This is a genomic window from Lentzea sp. NPDC051213 (assembly GCF_044455585.1).
GTDB lineage: Bacteria > Actinomycetota > Actinomycetes > Mycobacteriales > Pseudonocardiaceae > Lentzea.
On sequence record NZ_JBITEX010000001.1, the window covers coordinates 71,360 to 92,239 of the forward strand.

Genomic DNA, 20,880 nt, shown 5'->3' on the forward strand with positions numbered 1-20,880 from the left:
CATGAACAACTGGATCGTCACGGCCGGTGTCTGGGCGGCGGACTCACCGCTCAACCACGATTACTACGTGGACATCATCGGCCGTTATTGGGGGAAGGACGACGTCGCCGCCGAGGTCGAGGGGTACCAGCGCGACGAGGAGGACAGCGATGTGCCGGTGTTCCTCGTGGTGTCGCGCGACGGCGAGGACGCCGGGTGCCTGGGGATGCGGTTCCTGGGGGACGGGATCGGCGAGCTGACCAGGATGTTCGTGCGCAAACCCTTCCGCGGGCAGGGAGCCGCGTCGGCGTTGCTGCGGGGGATCGAGGCGGCGGCGCTGGAACGCGGAGTCACCACGCTGCGACTCGACGTGCGCAGCGACCTGGTCGAGGCGCGGAATCTCTATGCGAAGCACGGTTTCGCGGAGATCGAGAACTACAACGACGCGCAGTACGCCGGGCACTGGTTCGAAAAACGGCTAACGTCCGCTCGGCCAGTCGCGATGTCGTGATCAGGTCGGGATTACGCTCGCCAGGAGGCATTTAACATGCGGTTGCTCGCACTGGTGACGGCGACTGCCGTCACCGCGGCACTGGTGGTGACCCCGGCCTCGGCGGCTCCCGCCGGCCGGGTGCTCGGCTATGTCGCCAACAACGGCGGTGGTGTGTCGGTCATCGACACGGCCACGAACGCGGTGACGGAGACGGTCGCCGACAGCGGTGGCAACTCGCCGTACATGGCCGCGGTGGCGTTCGACGGCACCCGCGGGTACGTCACGAACACCGTGCAAGGCAAGCTCACCGTGATCGACACGCCGACCAACACGGTCGACGCGTCCATTCCCGTCGGCACGCACCCGGCGGGTGTCGCGGTCGCCCCCGGTGGCGGCCACGTCTACGTCACGAACTACGCCGACGGCACGGTCTCCGTGGTCGACACGGCCACGCTGACGGTCACCGCCACCGTGACGGTCGGCCAGAACCCGGACGGCGTGGTCGTCACGCGCGACGGCAAGTCCGTCTACGTCACGCACGACGTCGTCGGCCCGAGCAAGGTCTCGGTGATCGACACGACCGCCAACGCGGTGGTCGACACGATCAACGTGGGCAGCACCCCGACGGCCGTCGCGGCGTCGGCGGACGGCACCCGCGTGTACGTGGTGAACAAGGGCTCTGACGACATCTCCGCCATCGACGTCGCGACCCGCACGGTCGTCGGCACCGCCAAGGTCGGTTTCGTGCCGCACGGCATCGCGTTGTCGCCCAACGGCACCCGCGCGTACGTGACGAACAGCGAGTTCGACTCGGTGTCCGTCGTGGACCTCGGGGCGATGGTGGAACTGCAGAAGGTCGTCGTCGGCGACCGGCCGATCAGCGTGGCCCTCACGCCGGACGGTGCCAGCGCCTACGTCACGAACTACAACAGCAACACGGTGTCGATCATCGACACCGCGTCCAACACGGTCACCGGCTCCATCGCGGTCGGCCAGCGCCCGGTGGGCATCGCGATCAACTTCGTGCCGCCCGCCGCGTCGAAGCTCGTGGCCGGCAGCGCCCAGCTGCAGCTGCGGATCCTCGGCTTCACGGTCCGCTCGCTCGACGCGACGCTGACCGAGAAGCACACCGGCACGCCGATCGCCGGTGAGAAGGTCGTGTTCCGCACGGTCAAGGGCAACCCGTTGTGCACCGCCACGACGAACGCCTCCGGCAAGGCCACCTGTGACGCGCAGGTGTCGTTGCTGGTCGGTCTGGCGACGCTGCTGCAGGGCTTCACGGCGTCGTACGCGGGCAACAACGAGCACGGTGGTGCGGCCGCGCACGGAGGCATCAACCTGCTCTAGTCATTGATTGTCACGGTTGTTACATCCCTTGACTCGGACGAAATGCCCGGCATAGCGTCCGGGTCGAGGGATGTACTCCGGTGACCGCCGCCCCGGTTCACGAGGGGAGTGTCCGTGGCGGTCAGAACGCTTGCCCTGGTTGCTGTGCTGGCAGGGCTGGTGGTCGTCCCGCCGGCGCAGGCCGGTGAACGCGGCCCGCGGGCGGTCGTCAGCACGTCGAACGGCAGCGTCACGCTCGCCGTGACGCACAACGGCAGGACGATCGTGGCACCGTCGCCGGTCGGGATCATGACCGAGCGCGCCGACCTGTCCTCCGGTCTCACCCCCGCCGGGAAGTCGCGGCGGGCGATCTTCGAGTACTACCGCACGACGTCCGGCAAGAAGCGGGACCGGTCGGTGCGGGCGGTGGAGACCACCTACCGGTTCACCTCGGGTGCGCACCGGCTGAACCTGGTGGTGCGTGAGTCTTCTGACGGCGTCGCCTACCGGTACGAGCTGCCGCAGGACACCGGCGCGGTCACCGGTGAGACCTCGGCGTTCGTGCTGCCCGCGGAGTCCGCGGCCTGGCTCGCGAAGTTCAGGCGCGACTACGAGAACCCGTACCTGCAGACCACGGCCGGGACCGCGGAACAGGCCGAGTACATGCACCCGGCGTTGTTCGAGGTCGGCGGCACCTACGCGTTGATCACCGAGTCCGATGTGGACGGTCGCTACTCCGGTGGCCACCTGGTGCACGCCGGTGGCGGGAAGTACCAGATCAAGCTGTGGGACGAGAAGGTCGCGGTCTCCGGCGCGCTGAAGACCCCGTGGCGCACCATGATCGTGGGCTCGCTGGCCGACGTCACCGAGTCGACGCTGGTGGACGACCTGGCGCCGCGGTCCCGCGTGCGCGACACCTCGTGGATCGAGCCGGGCCCGGCGGTGTGGACGTGGCTCGCGGGCAGCCGTGGCGCGCAGCAGGACCTCAACCGGCAGAAGGAGTTCGTCGACTACGCCGCGGCGCGCGGCTGGCCGTACGTCGTGGTCGACGCCGGCTGGTACGACGACCCGAACTGGCGCCGGACGTCGTGGATGCCCGAACTCGTGCGCTACGCCAAGGCCCGCAACGTCGGCATCCACACCTGGGTGCGGTTCTCGTCGGTCGACACGGCCGAGAAGCGCAGGGACTTCCTGCCGCTGCTGCACTCGTGGGGTGTCACCGGCCTGAAGATCGACTTCATGGACTCCGACGGCCAGGAGCGCTACCGCTGGTACGACGAGATCCTGCCGGAGACCGCCGGGATGCACTTCCTGATCAACTTCCACGGCGCCACGCTGCCGCACGGCATCCACCGCACCTGGCCGCACGTGCAGACGACCGAGGCCGTGCACGGCGCGGAGAAGTCCAGCGGTGTCACGACCTCGCACCTGACCGCGCTGCCGTTCACCCGCAACGTCGTGGGCGGCATGGACTTCACGCCCGGCGCGTTCCACCGCACCCGCCAGAACACCGACGGCGGCGAACTCGCGCTCTCGGTCATCTACGAGTCCGGCATCCAGAACCTCGCCGGGCGCCCCGACTCCTACGACGCCAGGCCACTGGCCCGCTGGTACCTCGAGCAGGTACCGACCACGTGGGACGAAACGCGGATGATCTCCGGCCGCCCCACCCAGAGCGCGGTGTTCGCGCGGCGCAGCGGCGACCTGTGGTTCGTGGCGGGCGCGATCTCCGGCGAGGCGCGCGACCTGAGGATTCCGGCACCGGGGCACGGGAGGTGGCTCGTCGAGGTCGTCCACGACGGAGCGGCCGGGCTGGTCAAGGAAACGCACGTGACGCACGGCGAGGTCGTGGTCCCGACGGCGAAGGACGGCGGGTTCGGCGCGCTGGTCTGCCGGTGGCGGCCTGGCCTGCAGACCTGCGCCAGGCCGGTCGACGGCAAGCCGGTCACGACCGTGACGGCCACTCCGGCGTCGGTTTCGGTGCAGCCGGGGCAGAGCGTGCAGATCAACGCCACCTTCACCAACTCCGGCGCCGAGCCGGTGCGCGACGTGACGTTCGCGCCGCTCGTACCCGCGGGCTGGCAGGTCACCTCACCGGTCGTGCGCGCCCGTTCCGTGCAGGCGGGTGAGTCGCTGACCGGGTCGTGGAGCGTCCGGGCCGGTGACTCCGCCGGGCTGGTCGAGGTACCCGCGGTCGCGTCGTTCCGCGCCGCGTCCGGAACCCGCTTCGCCGCCGAGCGGAACGTCGTGACCCACGTGTGGAAGCCGTTGCCCGCCGGGCAGTCCTACGTCGCGGGCAACGACCGTTCCGTCGAGGGCCGGACGCTGACGACCGGTGGCACGCGGTTCGGCAAGGGCATCGGCACTGTGCCCGCCGACAAGACGTTCGAGCTCGGCGCATGCACTGCGTTCCAGGCCACCGTCGGCGTTGATGACGAGGTCGACGGCCGCGTGGACCGTGCGGCTGGTGTCGGTGGCTCTGTGGCGTTCGCGGTCGTCGGCGACGGCCGGGTGCTCTACGAGAGCCCGCTGCGGCGATCCGTCGATCCGGCGTTGCCGATCAGCGTGGACGTCAGCGGTGTGCGGTCGCTGACGCTGCGGGTGACCGACGGCGGTGATGGCACCGGCCTCGACCACGCCGTGTGGGGTGATGCGCGCTTGAGCTGTGGATAGATCAGGCGGCGCTGCGGACAGGTCAGGCGGCGTGCTGCAGGTGGATCTGCCCGGCGGCCACGAAGGCCACGCAGGACTGCCGGGACGCGACGCCGTGGACGACCTGCCAGCCGGCGGGCACCTGCAGCACCGCGGGCCAGATCGAGTACTGGCCCGTTGGGCTGACCAGCACCAGGAACATGGTGTGAGCCTGTGCGAACGGGGATGTCATGACCCCAGAGTGACGTGGACCACCTAGGGCGCGGCTATCTCTACGCTCAAGCTCACTCCACGAACTTCGGGAGCCGTGTTGTCGACCGCGCTGTCGACCGCGGTGTGGACCGCGCTGCCGACTGCTGTGGACCACCCCGCCGACCACCCCGCCGACCACCCTGTCGACCAAGGTGGCGAATCCCCGCGCCCCAGTTCCTGATCTTGGCACCCGTGTGGTTACGTGGGACGGGTGACTGTGGAACAGGTGGTCCTCCTGGCCGAGGACGGTTCGGCCATCGGCGTCGAGGACAAGGCAGTGGTGCACCACGCGGACACCCCGCTGCACCTGGCGTTCTCCAGCTACGTCTTCGACTCGGCCGGCCGCATCGTGCTCACCCGCCGGGCGCTGCACAAGAAGACGTTCCCCGGCGTCTGGACGAACACCTGCTGCGGTCACCCGCTCCCGGACGAGGACATGGCGCAGGCCGTGCTCCGGCGCCTCGAGGACGAGCTCGGCATGAAGTGCTCCGAGCCGGAGCTGCTGCTGCCGCGCTTCCGCTACCGCGCCGAGATGGACGGCGTCGTCGAGAACGAGATGTGCCCGGTGTTCCGGGTGCTCTCCGACGACGAACCCACCCCGAACCCGGACGAGGTCGACTCCACCGAACGCGTGCCGTGGGCCGAGTTCGCGGCCTCGGTTCTCGACGGCACCCGCGAGATCTCGCCGTGGGCCAGGCTGCAGGTCGCCGCGCTCGTCGAGCTGGGGCCCGATCCGCTCACCTGGCCCGTCGCGGACCGGGCCGGACTTCCCAGCGCCGTGCGCCTCGGCTGACCGACCCTGATCACCAACCGGCGATCAGGGTCACCCCGAGACCGATCATCACGGCGGCGATCACGCCGTCCAGCACCCGCCACGCCCACGGCTTCGCGAACAGCGGGCTGAGCAGCCGGGCGCCGAAGCCGAGCGCGACGAACCACAGGACGCTCGCGGTGACCGCGCCGACCCCGAACAGCCACCGGCCGGCCGCGATCGAGCCGAGCAGCAGCAGGGTGTCCAGGTAGACGTGCGGGTTGAGCCAGGTCAGCGCGAGCGCGGTCAGCACCGGCCTGCTGCTCGTCTGCCCGAGGGTCATCGCCCTGGGGTTGAAGGCGCGCCTGGCGGCGAGAAACCCGTAGCCCAGCAGGAAGAGCCCGCCGGCGATCGCCACGACCGTGATCGCCTGCGGCCACCGGCCGATGATCGCGCCGAACCCGGCGACGCCCACGGCGACCAGGATCGCGTCCGAGATGGCGCACACCGCGACCACCTTCGCCACGGCCTGGCGCCGAAGCCCTTGGCGCAGCACGAAACCGTTCTGAGCGCCGATCGCGACGATCAGGGTCATCATGGTGCCGAAGCCGAGCAGCAGGTCAGTCACGTGGTCGACGGTATGGACGCCGTCTTGATGAGACCAGCTAAAGATTTTTACGTATCATTAGCCGCCGTGATGGATCTCGATCTGGTGCGCACGCTGCTCGCGGTGGTGGACGCCGGCACGTTCGACGCGGCCGCCACCGCGCTGCACGTCACCCCTTCCGCTGTCTCCCAACGGATCAAGGCGCTGGAACAGCGCACGGGCCGGGTGCTGCTGGTGCGCGCACGGCCGGTGCGGCTGACGCCCTCGGGGGAGGTGCTGGTCCGCTACGGTCGGCAACTGCTCGCTCTCGATCAGGACCTGGACGCGGCGCTGGGGGACGACGTCGTGGTCCGGGTGCCGATCGCGGTGAACGCCGACTCGCTCGCGACGTGGTTCCTGCCTGCGCTGCAACGAGTTCCAAGAGGCCTGAAGATGTCGTTCGACCTGCACCGCGAGGACCAGGACCACACGACGGCGCTGCTGCGACAGGGCGTGGTGATGGCGGCGGTGACCTCCTCGCGCGAACCCGTCGCGGGGTGTTCGGTCCGCAAGCTCGGCCACATCCGTTACGCGGCAATGGCGACGCAGTCCTTTGTGGATCGCTGGCAGGCCGGTCCGCCGAAGTCGTGGCTGCCCGATGCGCCGGTCGTGGTGTTCGACCGCAACGACGACCTGCAGGACCGTTTCGTGCGCACCCTGACCCGTGGCCGGGGCGCGTCCGAGCACCGCCACCACGTGCCGTCGTCGGAGGTGTACGTCCAGGCGATCGCGGCCGGGTTCGGCTGGGGAATGGTGCTGCTGCAACAGGTCCTCGACGGCCTGGTCGACCTCGTGCCCGGCCGGACCGTCGACGTGCCGCTGTACTGGCAGCAGTGGAAGCTCGACTCCCCGGCGCTGACCGCGGTCGCCGCGGCCGTGGCGGAGGAAGCGGCCATCGCACTGCGCTAGCGACACGGTCCGAAAGTGGCGTTTCATCCGGTCATCACGCCTGACCTTTATTACCCTCGGTGACATGACCGGACGAGAGCTCGAGTTCGAAGACCGGTTCACGACGCTGGACCGGTGGCATCCCCACTACCTGCCGCACTGGAGTTCCCGTGCGGCCACCGCCGCCCGCTATCGCAACGGTGACGGCCTCACCCTCCGCATCGACGCCGACCAGGATCCGTGGTGCCCGGAGTTCGACGGCGACACCAGGGTCTCCGGCTTCCAGACCGCGCTCACCGAGGGCCAGTCCCGGTTCCGCCCCGACCTCCAGGTGCGCGAACCCCAGACCGACCTGCGCCTCTACACCCCGACGTACGGCCGGTTCGAGATCAGGTGCCGCGCGATCGACGACCCCAACTGCATGGTCGCGCTGTGGATGATCGGGCTGGAGGACGTGCCGAAGCACTCCGCCGAGATCTGCATCGCGGAGATCTTCGGCAAGCACGTGTGGCCCGCGAACACCGGCATCGGCATGGGGCTGCACCCGTTCGGCGACCCGGCCATCAAGGACGAGTTCGAGGTCGTGGACGTGCCGATCGACGGGCGTGAGTTCCACGTCTACGCCGCTGACTGGCGGCCCGGCAAGGTCGACTTCTTCGTCGACGACGAGCTGGTGAACACGGTGCGGCAGGCCCCGGACTACCCGATGCAGTTCCAGCTCGCGGTGTTCGAGTTCGGGCCGGAGCGGTCGGGCCGGTACCCGAAGGAGTTCGAGGTCGACTGGTTCCGGGCGTACCGATGAACCTCGACGGGAAGACCGCGGTCGTCTACGGCGCGGGCACGATCGGCGGCGCGATCGCGCGGGCGTTCATCGAAGCCGGTGCCGAGGTGCACCTCGTGGCCCGTACTGAGGCGCCGCTCAAGGCGAAGGCCGAGGCCATCGGCGCCAAGTACGCCGTGGTCGACGCGCTGGACGAACAGAGCGTGGACCAGCACGCCGCCACGTTCGAGCGGCTCGACATCTCGGTCAACGTCATCTCCGACAACGACGTCCAGGGCACGCCGCTGCACGAGATGAGCGTCGAGGACTACCTCAGCCCGGTCGTCACCAACGTCCGCTCGAAGTTCCTCACCGCCCGCGCCGCCGCCCGGCACATGGTCAAACGGCAGGACGGCGTGATCCTGTTCTTCGGCGGCACCGGCGACGGCTCGGTGCACCGCCGCTGGAACCTGGGCGGCCTGGTCACGGCGTTCGACGCGGTGGAGTCGATGCGCCGCCTGCTCGCCGCCGAACTGGGGCCGCACGGCGTCCGGGTCGTCACGCTGCAGACCGGCGGCATCCCCGAGTCCATCCCGGCCGGCGTGCGGGGTCAGGTGGAGCCGGACATCGTCGGGCAGACGCTGCTGGGCCGGGCGGCGACACTGGAGGACGTCGGGCGAACCGCGGTCTTCGCGGCCTCGGACTGGGGCCGCACGATCACGGGAGCGCAGGTCAACATCACCTGCGGGAGCGTGCTGAGTTGAACCTGTCGAAAGCCTGGGGAGATCCTGTCGGCTTCCTGAACCCAGGAACCACGCGGGTTCGCCCCCGCGTTGGCCGTTATGTGCTGATTCCTCGACTCGCCGCCACCGGTGGCTCACTCGCCGTCGTCGCGACGGTGGCCCTGGTCGGTCTGCTGGACCTGACCGTCGGCCCCCTGCGCCGCACGATCAGCGAGTACGCGCTGGGCGACTACCGCCCCGTCTTCGACGCCGCCGTGCTGCTGCTGGCCGCCGGCTCCATCGCCATCCTCGCCGCGCTCGTGCACAAGGGGCTGACGAGATGGCGTTCCGGCGGTTCGATCGCGCTGATCGCGTGGTCCGTCGGCCTGCTGCTCGTGGTCGCGTTCCCGAAGACCAACTGGGCCGCGGGCACCAACGAGCTCAGCGGCAGCATCCACCGGTTCGGCAGCATGATCGCGTTCGTCAGCCTGCCCATCGCGATCATCCTGCTGGCCCGGCCGTGGCTGAAGGATCACGTGTGGGGCAAGCACGCGAAGTGGACGATGGCGTCCGGTCTGTTGAGCGTTGTCGCATTCATGCCGATCCTCTACGCCATTGTGATGGGCTCGATGGGCGGCGTTCGGTGGTGGCGGGTGTTCCCGTTGGGCTACATCGAGAGGATCTTGCTCGTCGCCGAAGTGGGCGCTGTGCTCGTTGTCGGGCTGTGGGCGATCGCGGCAAGTAGGGTTGCGCCATGGCGAGTTGGGGAGACCTCGCGGATTACGTCCGCGCCGAGTACGACGTCATCAGCGACGAGGACGAGGAGCTGAGGATCCTCTTCACCTTCGGGGATGAAGAGGAGGACGACGACGCGCGCACGCAGGTCGTGATCGTCGTCCGGGAAGTGCTCGACAAGATGCACGAGTGGGTGCAGATCGCCTCACCGTGCGGCCTCGCGAAGGACGTGGACCTGCGCGCGGTGCTGGAGGAGGTCGGCAAGTCGACCGTCGCGTGCGGCCTCGCGATCATGGGGGAGCACGTCGTGGTGCGGCATTCGCTGCCGCTGGCGGACCTCGACATCCACGAGTTCACCGACCCGCTGCAACTGCTCGCCGGCACGGCGGACATGCTCGAGGAACAGTTCTGGGGAGGCGACGGATACTGATGTTCGACTTATCTCCTGCGGCAGACCGGCTCGCGGGGCTGGTGCGCAACGTTTCGGACGGCGACCTGAAGGCGCCGACACCGTGCCCGAACTACACGGTCGGCGACCTGCTCGACCACGTCAACGGCCTGTCGGTGGCGTTCACGATGGCCGCGTTGAAGACCCCGGTGGAGGGGACGGGCTCCGGTGACGCGGCCCGGCTGCCGCTGGACTTCCGCGAGTCGGTGCCGCAACGGCTGGGCGAGCTGGCGCAGGCCTGGCGCCCGCTGGAGGCGTGGGAGGGCATGACCGCCGCGGGCGGTCTCGACCTGCCCGCCGAGGTCGCGGGTGCCGTGGCGCTGGACGAGATCGTGTTGCACGGCTGGGATCTCGCCCGTGCGACCGGCCAGCCGTTCGAGGTCGAGCCCGACCTGCTCGAGGTCGTCTACGGCTTCGTGTCGTCGATCGGACCGGACGACCGCGACGGCTCGCTCTTCGGCCCCGCGGTGGAGGTCGGCTCGAGCGCGTCTCTGCTCGACCGTGTCCTGGGACTCAGTGGGCGAAACCCGGCCTGGAGCTAGGTTAGGCTCTCCTAACGTGAGAGCAATTACGGTGCAGGTTCGGGCGGACCTGGGCGTCGGACGCCTGGCCGCCGCGGTGGATTCCCTCGTGGCACTGCATCCCGAACTGTGTCGTTCCGGCTTCGCGCACCTGCGGGTCGCCGACCCCGCCGCCGCCACGGACGCCGCGCTGGCGCAGGCGGAGGCGGGGCTCGACCTGGGCGCGGGCGTCCTGATGCAGGCCGTGTGGCTCGACGCCGGGCCCGAGCGGTCCGGGCGGATGGTGCTGGTGCTGCACGACATCGTGGCCGACCGGATGCCCCGCATCCTGCCGTGGCTGGTGCAGGCCTGGAAGCAGCCCGCGTTGGTCAGCTGACGCCCTGGGCCAGGAAGACGTATTCGTAGCCCGGCCGGTCCGGCGCATCACGCACGTCGACGACCCGGAAGCCGCACGCCACGAGGCTCGCCTCGATCTCGTCGTGCGAACGGAACCGCAACGTCGAGTCCGAAGCGATCTCCACGCCGTCCGGGAACCGGTAGGTGTGCCGGAACGACACGAACGGCAGGCGCACGTCGAGCAGCTCACGGATCTCCTCGACCCCGTCGATCCTGCGGTGGGTGGTCTCCGCCCAGCCCTCCCACGCCTTCCGTTCCGGCCGCCGCGTCTCGAACACCAGGTGCCCGCCGGGCTTCAGGGCGCCGTGGATCCCGCGCAGGGTGAGCTCCCAGTCGTGCCCGAGGAACACCTGCGCGACGTTCCCGGTCATCGTCGCCAGATCGACCTGAAGCGGCGGCAAAGTCGTTGCGTCACCGTGAATCCAGGTGACCGACGAGTCCTTGGCGCGCGCGATCTCCAGCGACGCCGATGCCGGATCCACCCCGACGACCGAGCGTCCGGACGTCGTGAGCAACACCGCCAGGCACCCGGTGCCACAACCGACGTCGAGCACGCTGGCCGCGCCCAGTTCGTCCGCGATCCCCGTGTACAGGCCGAGATCCTCGCGCGTTCCGTCGAACGCGTCGTAGATCCGCGCCAGCCGCGCGTCGCTGAAGATCAGGTCAGGCATGCCACATCCCCGGTCCGGCGACGAACGGCCTCAGCAACCCGATCACCTCGTGATCCGGTCGTCCGTTGAGTTCTTCCTCCGCGACGCGACGGGCGATGCCGGCCAGGAAGTCGGCGATCTGCACGCGTGCGTCGTGCTGCGAGTCCACCAAAGTCAGGTTCTCCAGCCGTGGCGCGAGTTTCTTCAGCTGCCGGATCCGCCCGTCGGTCAGGGACAGCTGCTGGTCGTGCACGATCGACACCGGCCCACCACCCCCGAAGAACTGCCACTGCGCGACGGCCCGCAGGATCGCCGGGAACAGCGGATCCAGCTGCCCGCGCGGTCCGCGAGCGCGCAGCAGGTCGTTGTACAGCTCCAGCGGCCCCGTGACGGAGCCGAACTCCGCGCGCACCCGCGAGGCCAGGAACCGCCGTTTGTCCACGAGCTGCACGCGCGCCTTGCCGACCAGGGGACCGGCCGGCCCGAGGAACCACAGCAGCACCCACCGGTTCTTCTCCCGCAACAGGTGGTTCGCCTTGTACTCCACCGCGGGCGACTTGATCATCTCTCGCAGCGACTCGATGCACGACGACGCCTCGGCGTGCGAGAGCCGCACACCGGCGTGTGCGAAGACCGCCGTGACCCCGCCGACGAGCTTCTCGCCCTCGGAACCCGACTCGTCGCAGGCGATCTCCATCAGGACATCCGGAAGACGGGGCCGCGTGCGCGGAACGGCAGGTGCGCGCCCGCGGGAATCAGGAACGCGTGCTCGCGCCGGATCCGCAGGACGTCGCACCACCCGTCGGTGATGACCAGGATCGGGCCGGCGGAAGGGAAGTCGGCGGCGCGTTCGAGCAGGTCGATGCCGGGCTGCAGCACCGTGCCGCCGCGCCCGCGCACCTTCACCCGGCCCGCGATGTCTTCGACCGGCACGTATCCGGCGTCATAAGCATCAGCATCGCAGAAAACCACGCGTGCCGCGGGCACGTCACGCGCCGCCGCGTAGGAAGCGATCGCGCCGAGAGCCTTGCCCAGCAACGCGGTGTCCATCGATCCGGACGTGTCGAGCACGACCCCGAACGTCGGCCGCGACTCCAGCGACTCCGGTCGTACCCAGCCAGGCCGTGGAATGTCCGGAGTGGACGCTTGCCGCCGTGACGCGCGGGCGTAGGTGCGCCGCTTTTCCACGGCAGGAACGAATTCCTCGAACCACCGCGCGAGTTGGGCGCCCCACGACAGCGGCGGGTGTTCCAGCGCGCGGATCTCCTCGACCAGCCCGGCGGGCAGGAGGCCGCGCGAGGACGTGTGATAGCTCAGCCCGGTCAGCAACGCCCGCCGGTAGAACTCGTCCAGGTCCGTGAAGTCCGCGGGGCCGCGCAGAGGTGCCCCGAGCAGGTCACCGCCCTTGCCTCGCAACGTGCGCAGCTTCCGGCTGCGCCGCAGGTCGGCGGCGATCCGGTCGTAGACGGACTCCGCCGACAGCCCGCGCAGGTCCGGATCGTGCAGCACGCCTTCGGGAGGCGCCCCGACACCCATCTCGACCAGCCAGCCGTTGACGACGAAGTCCGCGGCGATGTTCCACAGGTGCGGATCCCGCCCGCCGACCCGGTCGCAGTGGCGCAGCGCGGCGTGCAACATCTCGTGTGCGAGCACGAACCGCCACTCCTCGCGGTTGAGCCCGGCGAGCGGATTCACGTAGATCTCGGCGGACGCCGTGGACACCGCCGCGATCGAGATGTCCCAGCCCCGCGCCAGTTCCGCGTCCGCCACCACCTTCATCACCGACGCCAGCGCGCCCAGCAGCGGGTAGTTCGACACGAACCAGCTCAGCGCGAGATCCCACTCGGTCTTCAACGGCCGTGCGTCGGACAACGACGACCGCGCGCCGCCCGCCACGTCGATCGCGGCCACGGCGGCATTCGAGAGGCCCGCGGCGAACCGCTGCGCCCACTTCTCCGGGTCCTTCGACGCTTCGCCGCGCACGCACTTGCCCGGTTCCCACGAGGACGGGCGTGTGCCGACCTTCAGCGCGGGCTGGAAGTCCAGCACGTCGTCGCAGGAGAAGGTGCCGAAGCCGAGGTGCAGCAGGCAATGCGCGAACACCCAGGCCCACTCGTCCTCGCTCGCCTTGCGCGTCGGATGGGCCCGCAGCAGGCCGTCCAGCGAGATGTCGGCCCAGGGATGAGTGGAATCCCGGCGCACGTACGTGCTCAGGCTGGCGAACAGCGGATGGGCGTCGATCCGCTTGTCCGCCGCCGCGAACGCCAGTGCGGCGGGGTCGATGCGAGCCTTCTGCCGGCGGCTCATGCCCTCGCGGCCACCAGCCGGGGCAGATCACGGGTGACCTCGACCAGGAACCACGCGGGCAGCACGGGGTTGCCGTCGTCGTCGGCCGCGATCACCATCTGCGCGATCTCCAGCGACAGCTCGGCCAGCTCCAGCAGCAGCGCCTTGCCGCGGTGCGCGAGCTGCTTGCCCGCCGCCGGCGCGTGCGCCTTGTCGTGCGGCAGTTCCTTCACCAGCCGGGCGCGGAACGCCTCGCCCAGGAAGTACAGCAGGTCGCGGTCGGCGGGTGCGGACGGCCAGCGGACGTCCCCGCGCAGCACGGCCTCCAGCCCGTACGCGTGCCGGACGGTCTTGACGTACGCCTTGAACATCGAGGCGTGGTTCGCGGTGACCGTGCCGAACGCCAGCACGCCGAGGATGTCCTCGGAGACGTCCTCGCCGAACGAGTGCAGCGCGTCGGAGAGCATGTGCCAGCCGCGCGGCGAGGAGAACGTCTCCTCGACCTTCGGCGCCGCGCTCCACAGGTGGTCCGGGCGCTGGGTGAGGTAGTCGACGACCCACGGGTGGATGCCGTTCTCGCGCGCCCATACCAGCCAGTCCTTCGCGGACGCGGTGAGGTGGACGTGCACCATGCGGTTGACCAGCGCGGACGCCATCGGGCGCGCCAGCGCGTTGTCGACCGCCCGGTTGCCGGCGCCGATCACGATCGAGCCCTTGGGCAGCTCGTAGGTGCCGATGCGCCGGTCGAGGATCAGCGAGTAGAACGCCTTCTGCACCTCGGGGCTGCTGGCGTTCAGTTCGTCCAGGAACAGGCAGTACGGGTCGCGCCGCGCGATGGATTCCGGTGGCGCGAACCGCGACCGGCCGCCCACCAGTTCGGGCACGCCGATGAGGTCCTCGGGGGCGAGCTGGGTGCCCAGCAGCGTCACGCACTCCAGCCCGAGCTCGGCCGCGAACTTGCGCACGAGTGAGGACTTGCCGATACCCGGTGCTCCCCAGAGGAAGACCGGTCGGACGACGGCGACGTGCAGCAGCACCTCGGGAAGCTGTGCTGGTGTCACGGTGACGGTGGAACGCATCGCAGGTGAGGATGCCCGACCGGACCAGTTCCGGTCGCGCGAATTTGTTGACAGGAGCAGTGGTCTAGTGCTGTGATTCAACCCACAACAGATAGGAAACCTTCTTAACTAAATCGCCGCCGATCCTGCTGTTCCCTCACACAGGAGGCACCCCTGTGGCCAGATCCCTGTTCCTGGTAGTCCCGGCAGCGTTAGTCCTCGCCGTGCCGGCCGTCGCGATCGCCGCTCCCACGCAGTACCAGGCGGAGAGCGCGGCGATCTCGAACGGCCTCGTGGAGTCCAACCACGCCGGTTTCACCGGCTCGGGCTTCGTCAACTACGACAACGAGGTCGGCAGCTCCGTCGAGTTCACCGTCTCCTCGCCCAGCGCGGGCCAGGCGACGCTCACGTTCCGGTTCGCCAACGGCACCACGGCCAACCGCCCGATGGACGTCACGGTGAACGGCTCGCTGGCGGCGGACGAGCTCTCGTTCCCCGGCACGGGCGCGTGGACGACGTGGCAGACCCGCACCACGACCGTCTCCCTGAACGCGGGCACCAACAAGATCAAGACGACGGCCACCACGGCCAACGGTGGCCCGAACCTCGACCGGGTCGACGTCGAACCGCCGTCGGGCCCGCCGGACACCGTCGCACCCTCGACGCCGGGCAACCTGCGCTCCCCGTCGAAGACCGCGACCTCGGTGTCGCTGGAGTGGGACGCCTCCACGGACAACGTGGGCGTGACCGGGTACGTGCTGTCCAACGGGCAGACCGCGACCGGCACCACGCACACCGTGAGCGGCCTGACGCCGAACACGTCCTACACGTTCACCGTGCAGGCACGTGACGCGGCGGGCAACCTCTCCGGCGCGTCCAACTCGATCTCGGTGACCACCTCGCCGGGCAACCCCGGCGGCACCCGGCCGCACGACATCAACGGCCTGCTGCGCGTGTGCGGTGTGCAGCTGTGCAACCAGTTCGGCAAGCCGATCCAGTTGCGCGGCATGAGCACGCACGGCATCCAGTGGTACCACCAGTGCGCGAAGACCGCGTGGTGGGACGCGCTGGTGAACGACTGGAACGCGGACTTCATCCGCGTCGCCATGTACATCCAGGAGGACGGTTACGAGACCGACCCCCGCAAGTTCACCGACATGATGCACGGTTACATCGAGGAAGCCACGCGTCGCGGCATCTACGTCCTCGTGGACTGGCACCAGCTCTCGCCGGGTGACCCGAACTACAACCTGGCGCGCGCGAAGACCTTCTTCACCGAGATCGCCCAGCGGCACAAGGACAAGACCAACATCATCTACGACATCGCCAACGAGCCGAACGGCACGTCGTGGGCGCGGGTCAAGTCCTACGCCGAGCAGATGATCCCGGTGATCCGCAACATCGACTCGGACAGCCTCATCGTCTCGGGCACCAACGGCTGGTCGACCTTCGGCCACTCCGACGGCGAAGACCCGTCGGTGGTGCTGAACAACAAGGTCAACGCGACCAACTTCATGTACTCGTTCCACTTCTACGCCAACTCGCACAAGCAGGCGTACATCGACGTCCTGAACCGCGTCTCCAGTGCGGTTCCGGTGTTCGTGACCGAGTTCGGCACGCAGACCGCGTCCGGCGGCGGCTCGAACGACTTCACGACGTCGCAGAAGTACATCGACCTGATGGCTCAGAAGAAGATCTCGTGGGCCAACTGGAACTACTCCGACGACGGGCTGTCTGGTGCGGTGTTCAAGACCGGTACCTGTTCAGGCAACACGTTCGCCGGAACCGGTGTCCTGAAGGAAGCGGGTGTCTGGGTGCGCGAGCGCGTCCGCACCCCGGACAACTTCCCGACGGGCTGATGAACCTCGTGGGTGGTTCCGCTTTTCGTGCGGCGGCGGCGGAACCACCCACGACCTTCGGTTCTCAGCTGCTCAACGGCCAGGTGTGCACAGGTTCGTTGGCGTGCATCAGTTCCACATAGGACCGGAGCATCGTGCGCAGCGCGTCCGCCCGGTCAAGGTGAGTGTGGTCGTAGTGGCGGTGGAACTCCCGGGCCTGCCACGTCGCCCCGTTCACCCCGGCGAGGCAGCGCTGCTCGATCACCCCGAGCAGCCTGTCCCGCTCGGCCGAGTCGACGCCCCACCGGATCAGCCCCTCGTGAGCGAGCGGCAACAGCCGGCGCAGCACCAGCTCGACCACCGGCACGGTGCCGACACCCGGCCAGTACATCTGCGCGTCGAGCCCGTTGCGCGAGGCGGCGTTGAAGTTCTCCTCCGCCGCCTGGAAGCTCATCTGCGACCACAGTGGACGCTCGTCCTCGGCCAGCGCCCGCACCAGCCCGAAGTACAGCGCGGCGTTGGCCAGCGTGTCGACGATCGTCGGGCCGGCGGGCAGCACCCGGTTCTCCACCCGCAGGTGCGGCCGGTCGCGCACGACGTCGTACACCGGCCGGTTCCAGCGGTAGATGGTGCCGTTGTGCAGCTTCAGCTCACTGAGAGCAGGCGTGTCACCCTTGTCGAGCACCGCGAGCGGGTCCTCGTCGTCGGTGATCGGCAGCAGCGCGGGGAAGTAGCGGACGTTCTCCTCGAACAGGTCGAAGATCGAGTTGATCCACCGCTCGCCGAACCACACGCGCGGCCGCACGCCCTGCGCCTTGAGCTCGTCGCCGCGGGTGTCGGTGGCCTGCTGGAACAGCGCGATCCGGGTCTCGCGCCACAGCTCCTTGCCGAGGAAGAACGGCGAGTTCGCGCCGACCGCGACCTGCACGCCCGCGATGGCCTGGGCGGCGTTCCAGTAGGCGGGGAACTGCTCGGGACTCACCTGCAGGTGCAGCTGGGTGCTCGTGCACGCCGCCTCGGGGACGATCGAGCTGGCGGTCAGGTGCAGCCGCTCGACGCCGTCGATGGCGATCTGCAGGTCCTCCCCGCGCGCGGCGAGCACCTGCTCGTTGAGCAGCGCGTACCGCGGGTTGCCGGAGAGCAGGTCGGGCGCGATGTGCTTGGTGCGCAGCGTCGGCAGGATGCCCGCGATGACCATGTGCGCGCCGACCGCGCGCGCCTTCTCCTCGGCGGAGTTGAGGCTGCGGCGAACGGTCTCCTCGAACGACGTGATGCCGCCACCCGCGAGCCGGCGCGGGGCCACGTTGATCTCGATGTTCCACTGGCCCAGCTCGGTCACGAAGTCCGGGTCGTCGATGACGTCCAGCGCCTCGCGGTTCTTCATCGCCGGATCGCAGTTCTCGTCGATGAGGTTGATCTCGATCTCCAGGCCGGTCATCGGCCTTTCGAAGTCGAACCTCGCCTCACGCAGCATCCTCGCGAACACGTCGAGGCAGCGCCGCACCTTCGTGCGGTACCGCGTTCGGTCCTCGCGCGTGAACTCGTGCTTCGCGACGTCCTCGCCCATGGTGGCCTCCCGGCGGTCGAGGGTTCACCCCACCACTGTGCACCATGGTTGATCAATCCGACAGTCGTGTTGGTTCGCGCGTAACCGGAGCATGAGTGGTGACTGTGTTTATTCACGCGTAACCGGAGCATGAGTGGTGAACCCCCCGGAGGGAAGCGCCGGGGCGCATCAAGGGCGTCTTGTTCTGGACCGCGGACAGGCCCTGGTGCCCCCGCGTCTGGGCCCTGTCTTGTCTTGTTCCGGACAGCGGACAAGCCCCGGCACCTGGGGTACTGGGGCTTGTCCTCGCCGTCTCAGGTGGTTGCCGTCTCAGTTGGCCGCCAGATCCCAGCCGGCCCAGCCGGACCCGATCTGCACCCCCGACCCGAACCCACCGGCACCGTTGCCCAGCCACTGCCAGAGCGTGTTGTCCGACGTGCGGATGGCCACGAGGTCGGCCCGGTTGTCGCCGTTGACGTCCATCGAGGTCATCTGCCGGAACCCGTTCCACCCCGACCCGACCTGCACGGCCGTGGCGAAGTCGGCGCCGCTGCGCTTCCAGAAGAAGAGTTCACCGGCGCTGTTGGTCGCCCAGATGTCGCCGTCGCTGTCACCGTCGGCGTCCGCGGCGGTGTGCCGGGCCAGCGACGCCCAGCCGGCGCCGACGAGGTCCCGTTCGGCGAACTTGCCGTTGCCGCGGCCGACGTAGAGGTACATCTTGCCGCCGTCACGGGCCAGGATGTCGGTCTTGTTGTCGCCGTTGACGTCGCCGAACGCCACGTTCTCCATGGCCGCCCAGCCGGTGCCGACGGTCGCCGCCGAGGTGAACGTGCCGTCGCCGCGGTTGTGCCAGTAGTGCAGCGAGCCGTTGCCGATGGCCCACAGGTCCGCCCAGCCGTCGGCGTTGGAGTCGCCGATGCCGATCCGGGTGAAGTCTCCCCAGCCGGGGCCGAGCTTGGTCCCGGCGGAGAAGCCGCCGCCTGCCTTGCCGCGGTAGATCCACGCCGTGCCGGTCGGGTCCACGCCCAGGGCGTCGTCGTACTTGTCGCCGTTGACGCTCTTCGACGGCAGCACGGTGGCCGGGGGAGCGCCGATGGCCTGGCGGGCGTCGTCCACGAACTCCTTGTAGCGGCCCGACTTGTAGGTCGACCACGGCGACCAGTCCGTGCCCTGATCCGAGATGCGATATGCGGCGTTGGCGTTGCACTGCGCCGTGTAGGCGCAGGTGTCGCTGACTTCCGGGTGCCAGTAGTCGTTGATCTGCCAGAGGCCTCGGTCGACCGAGTTGTGGCTGTCGCTGTTGACGTAGCGGGCGGACGGGTCGCAGCGGGACTCGGCCATGCCGACCGCCACCGCGAGGACGAGCTTCTCGCCGGTGAACCCGGCGGTGCGGCCGGTGGAGACGCAAGTGTCGATGTCGCCGGCTGCCTGGGCGGTGGGCGCGAAAGACACAACGGCGGCCGCGACGACCAGAAGGCTGGAAAGGAACCTCATGTCAGTTCACCGCCAGGTCGAAGCCGGACCAGCCGCTGCCGATCTGCGCTGACTTGCCGAACGTGCCCCCGCCGCCGCCCAGCCACTGCCAGAGCGTGTTGTCGGAGGTTTTGACCGCCACGAGGTCGGCCTTGTTGTCGCCGTTGACGTCCATTGACACCACGTTGCGGAAGGCGTTCCAGCCGGAACCGACCTGCGTCGCGGAGCCGTAGCCGTCCGCGCCCTTCTTCCAGAAGAAGAGTTCGCCCGCGCTGTTGGTCGCCCAGATGTCACCGTCGCCGTCCGCGTCGGCGTCACCGGCGGTGTGCCGCAGCAGACCCGCCCAGCCCTCGCCGAGCAGCGACCGCGCGGAGAACGCGCCGGAACCCTGGCCGGTGTAGACGTACATCTTGCCGCCGTCACGGGCGAGGATGTCGGTCTTGTTGTCGCCGTTGATGTCCACGAAGGACACGTACTCGAACGCGGCCCAGCCGGGGCCGATCTCCTTCGCCGCGGCGAACGTGCCGTCACCGCGGTTGTGCCAGTAGTAGAGCGTGCCGTTGCCGACGGCGAACAGGTCGGCCCAGCCGTCGGCGTTGGAGTCGTTGATCGCGATGCGGGTGAAGCCGCCCCAGCCGGGGCCGAGCTTGGTCGCCGCGGTGAAGCCACCGCCCGCCTTGCCCTTGTAGACCCACGCGACACCCTCGGGGTCCACGCCGATCGCGTCGTCGTACTTGTCGCCGTTGATGCTCTTGGCCGCCCGGTTGAGCGTGCCGCAGTTCTGGCTGACGTACGTCTCGGTGCCGGTGGCGTAGTCGAACGGGTCGCCGTGGAACGAGGCCGGCTTGATGTAGTTCGGGTAGGCCTGGCCGCCGCCCCGGTTGCGGTATTCGAAGTGGAGGTGCGCGGAAAGCCCCGAGGTGTTTCCGTCGGTGTTGCCGACCGTGCCGATCACTTCGCCCTGACGCACGGTGTCGCCGTCGTGGACCGATTTCTTGTCGAGGTGTGCGTACAGCGTCGAGTAACCGCCGCCGTGGTCGATTTCCAGGTAGTTGCCGTAGGCGGAGCTCTCGCCGCCCTCCAGAACCACGGTGCCGGCCGCCGCGGCGAGCACTGGCTCGCCCAGGTCCTCGTTTCCGCTGGTACCGGTCATGTTGAAGTCGATCTCGTTGTTGCGGTGCGCGCTGCTGGAGCCGGAGTCGCCCTTCCACGAGGTACCGCAGATGAACGGCAGCTCGAGCGCGGGGACGGCCTGGGCGACGGTCGGCGCGAGGGTCAGCGCCATGGCGGCGGCGGTCAGGCCTACTACCGCTTTGCCGATTCTGTGAACCATGGGAGGAATCCGTTTCCTTGGGAAGTTTCCGGCGATCTGGAAACGAATTTATTGAGCTGTTCTACAAGGCCCCTACATGCGTTCTACAGCAATTCCGGGGCCAAATGTGGTGGCACTCCCCAGCGCG

General features: G+C 69.0%; 21 protein-coding genes. 12 read left to right on the forward strand and 9 right to left on the reverse strand.

Going from position 1 to position 20,880, the window contains the following annotated elements; all coding sequences use genetic code 11:
- The first annotated feature begins 1 nt into the window (after window position 1).
- The 3 genes from ACIA8G_RS00295 (at window position 2) to ACIA8G_RS00305 (ending at window position 4,471) form a co-directional block, all read left to right on the forward strand.
- A complete protein-coding gene (locus ACIA8G_RS00295) occupies window positions 2–490 on the forward strand; it encodes a GNAT family N-acetyltransferase (protein WP_396416059.1) in 489 nt (162 codons plus the stop codon).
- 36 nt (window positions 491–526) lie between these two features.
- Window positions 527–1,819 carry a YncE family protein gene (locus tag ACIA8G_RS00300; RefSeq protein ID WP_396416060.1) on the forward strand — a complete coding sequence of 431 codons (1,293 nt, stop codon included), beginning with the start codon at window positions 527–529 and terminating at the stop codon, window positions 1,817–1,819.
- A 114-nt stretch (window positions 1,820–1,933) separates the two neighbouring features.
- Window positions 1,934–4,471 (forward strand): glycoside hydrolase family 97 catalytic domain-containing protein, encoded by a 2,538-nt coding sequence (locus tag ACIA8G_RS00305; RefSeq protein ID WP_396416061.1) that lies wholly within the window; start codon window positions 1,934–1,936, stop codon window positions 4,469–4,471.
- Between the two features lie 22 nt (window positions 4,472–4,493).
- Here the strand turns inward: ACIA8G_RS00305 and ACIA8G_RS00310 are convergent, their stop codons facing one another.
- Entirely contained in the window at window positions 4,494–4,682 is a 189-nt protein-coding gene (locus tag ACIA8G_RS00310) for an MbtH family protein (protein WP_396416062.1), read from the reverse strand.
- Window positions 4,683–4,919: 237 nt separating this feature from the next.
- Between ACIA8G_RS00310 and idi the strand changes: the two genes are divergently transcribed.
- Window positions 4,920–5,495, forward strand: a complete 576-nt coding sequence (gene idi, locus ACIA8G_RS00315) for an isopentenyl-diphosphate Delta-isomerase (RefSeq protein ID WP_396417284.1) — start codon at window positions 4,920–4,922, stop codon at window positions 5,493–5,495.
- 10 nt (window positions 5,496–5,505) lie between these two features.
- Here idi and ACIA8G_RS00320 read toward each other — a convergent pair whose 3' ends face one another.
- Window positions 5,506–6,051, reverse strand: coding sequence for a LysE/ArgO family amino acid transporter (locus ACIA8G_RS00320; RefSeq protein ID WP_396417285.1), 546 nt, complete (start codon window positions 6,049–6,051; stop codon window positions 5,506–5,508).
- A gap of 99 nt (window positions 6,052–6,150) precedes the next feature.
- Here ACIA8G_RS00320 and ACIA8G_RS00325 point away from each other — a divergent pair, with 99 nt between their 5' ends.
- The 7 genes from ACIA8G_RS00325 (at window position 6,151) to ACIA8G_RS00355 (ending at window position 10,549) form a co-directional block, all read left to right on the forward strand.
- On the forward strand, window positions 6,151–7,008 hold the full coding sequence (locus ACIA8G_RS00325) for a LysR family transcriptional regulator ArgP (protein ID WP_396417286.1): 858 nt from the start codon (window positions 6,151–6,153) through the stop codon (window positions 7,006–7,008).
- Between the two features lie 64 nt (window positions 7,009–7,072).
- A complete protein-coding gene (locus ACIA8G_RS00330) occupies window positions 7,073–7,789 on the forward strand; it encodes a glycoside hydrolase family 16 protein (RefSeq protein ID WP_396416063.1) in 717 nt (238 codons plus the stop codon).
- Window positions 7,786–8,511, forward strand: coding sequence for an SDR family NAD(P)-dependent oxidoreductase (locus ACIA8G_RS00335; RefSeq protein ID WP_396416064.1), 726 nt, complete (start codon window positions 7,786–7,788; stop codon window positions 8,509–8,511). Before ACIA8G_RS00330 ends, ACIA8G_RS00335 begins: the two co-directional genes overlap by 4 nt.
- An 80-nt stretch (window positions 8,512–8,591) precedes the next feature.
- Window positions 8,592–9,299, forward strand: a complete 708-nt coding sequence (locus ACIA8G_RS00340) for a DUF998 domain-containing protein (RefSeq protein ID WP_396416065.1) — start codon at window positions 8,592–8,594, stop codon at window positions 9,297–9,299.
- Window positions 9,224–9,634, forward strand: a complete 411-nt coding sequence (locus ACIA8G_RS00345) for a hypothetical protein (protein WP_396416066.1) — start codon at window positions 9,224–9,226, stop codon at window positions 9,632–9,634. Before ACIA8G_RS00340 ends, ACIA8G_RS00345 begins: the two co-directional genes overlap by 76 nt.
- Window positions 9,634–10,194: a TIGR03086 family metal-binding protein gene (locus ACIA8G_RS00350; RefSeq protein WP_396416067.1), complete on the forward strand. Its 561-nt coding sequence runs from the start codon at window positions 9,634–9,636 to the stop codon at window positions 10,192–10,194. The genes ACIA8G_RS00345 and ACIA8G_RS00350 overlap by 1 nt, the downstream gene beginning before the upstream one ends.
- Window positions 10,195–10,210: 16 nt before the next feature.
- Window positions 10,211–10,549 carry a hypothetical protein gene (locus tag ACIA8G_RS00355; RefSeq protein ID WP_396416068.1) on the forward strand — a complete coding sequence of 113 codons (339 nt, stop codon included), beginning with the start codon at window positions 10,211–10,213 and terminating at the stop codon, window positions 10,547–10,549.
- On the opposite strand, the gene ACIA8G_RS00360 is transcribed toward ACIA8G_RS00355, so the two are convergent.
- Genes ACIA8G_RS00360 through ACIA8G_RS00375 form a run of 4 tightly spaced genes read right to left on the reverse strand, consistent with a single transcriptional unit; the run spans window position 10,542 to window position 14,584 of the window.
- Window positions 10,542–11,240 (reverse strand): class I SAM-dependent methyltransferase, encoded by a 699-nt coding sequence (locus tag ACIA8G_RS00360; protein WP_396416069.1) that lies wholly within the window; start codon window positions 11,238–11,240, stop codon window positions 10,542–10,544. The genes ACIA8G_RS00355 and ACIA8G_RS00360 overlap by 8 nt on opposite strands.
- Complete coding sequence (locus ACIA8G_RS00365; RefSeq protein WP_396416070.1) at window positions 11,233–11,916, reverse strand: DUF3800 domain-containing protein; 684 nt, start codon at window positions 11,914–11,916, stop codon at window positions 11,233–11,235. Before ACIA8G_RS00365 ends, ACIA8G_RS00360 begins: the two co-directional genes overlap by 8 nt.
- On the reverse strand, window positions 11,916–13,526 hold the full coding sequence (locus ACIA8G_RS00370) for a hypothetical protein (protein WP_396416071.1): 1,611 nt from the start codon (window positions 13,524–13,526) through the stop codon (window positions 11,916–11,918). Before ACIA8G_RS00370 ends, ACIA8G_RS00365 begins: the two co-directional genes overlap by 1 nt.
- A complete protein-coding gene (locus tag ACIA8G_RS00375; protein WP_396416072.1) occupies window positions 13,523–14,584 on the reverse strand; it encodes an AAA family ATPase in 1,062 nt (353 codons plus the stop codon). Before ACIA8G_RS00375 ends, ACIA8G_RS00370 begins: the two co-directional genes overlap by 4 nt.
- Window positions 14,585–14,739: 155 nt before the next feature.
- On the opposite strand from ACIA8G_RS00375, the gene ACIA8G_RS00380 reads away from it, so the two are divergent.
- Entirely contained in the window at window positions 14,740–16,422 is a 1,683-nt protein-coding gene (locus ACIA8G_RS00380; RefSeq protein WP_396416073.1) for a cellulase family glycosylhydrolase, read from the forward strand.
- Window positions 16,423–16,486: 64 nt separating this feature from the next.
- Here the strand turns inward: ACIA8G_RS00380 and ACIA8G_RS00385 are convergent, their stop codons facing one another.
- From ACIA8G_RS00385 to ACIA8G_RS00395, 3 genes are all read right to left on the reverse strand, one after another.
- A complete protein-coding gene (locus tag ACIA8G_RS00385; protein WP_396416074.1) occupies window positions 16,487–17,968 on the reverse strand; it encodes a glutamate--cysteine ligase in 1,482 nt (493 codons plus the stop codon).
- A gap of 309 nt (window positions 17,969–18,277) precedes the next feature.
- The gene (locus tag ACIA8G_RS00390) at window positions 18,278–19,441 is read right to left on the reverse strand and encodes an FG-GAP-like repeat-containing protein (protein ID WP_396416075.1); all 1,164 of its coding nucleotides are present in this window, start codon (window positions 19,439–19,441) and stop codon (window positions 18,278–18,280) included.
- 1 nt (window position 19,442) lies between these two features.
- Window positions 19,443–20,753 (reverse strand): FG-GAP-like repeat-containing protein, encoded by a 1,311-nt coding sequence (locus ACIA8G_RS00395; RefSeq protein ID WP_396416076.1) that lies wholly within the window; start codon window positions 20,751–20,753, stop codon window positions 19,443–19,445.
- Window positions 20,754–20,880: the final 127 nt, after the last annotated feature.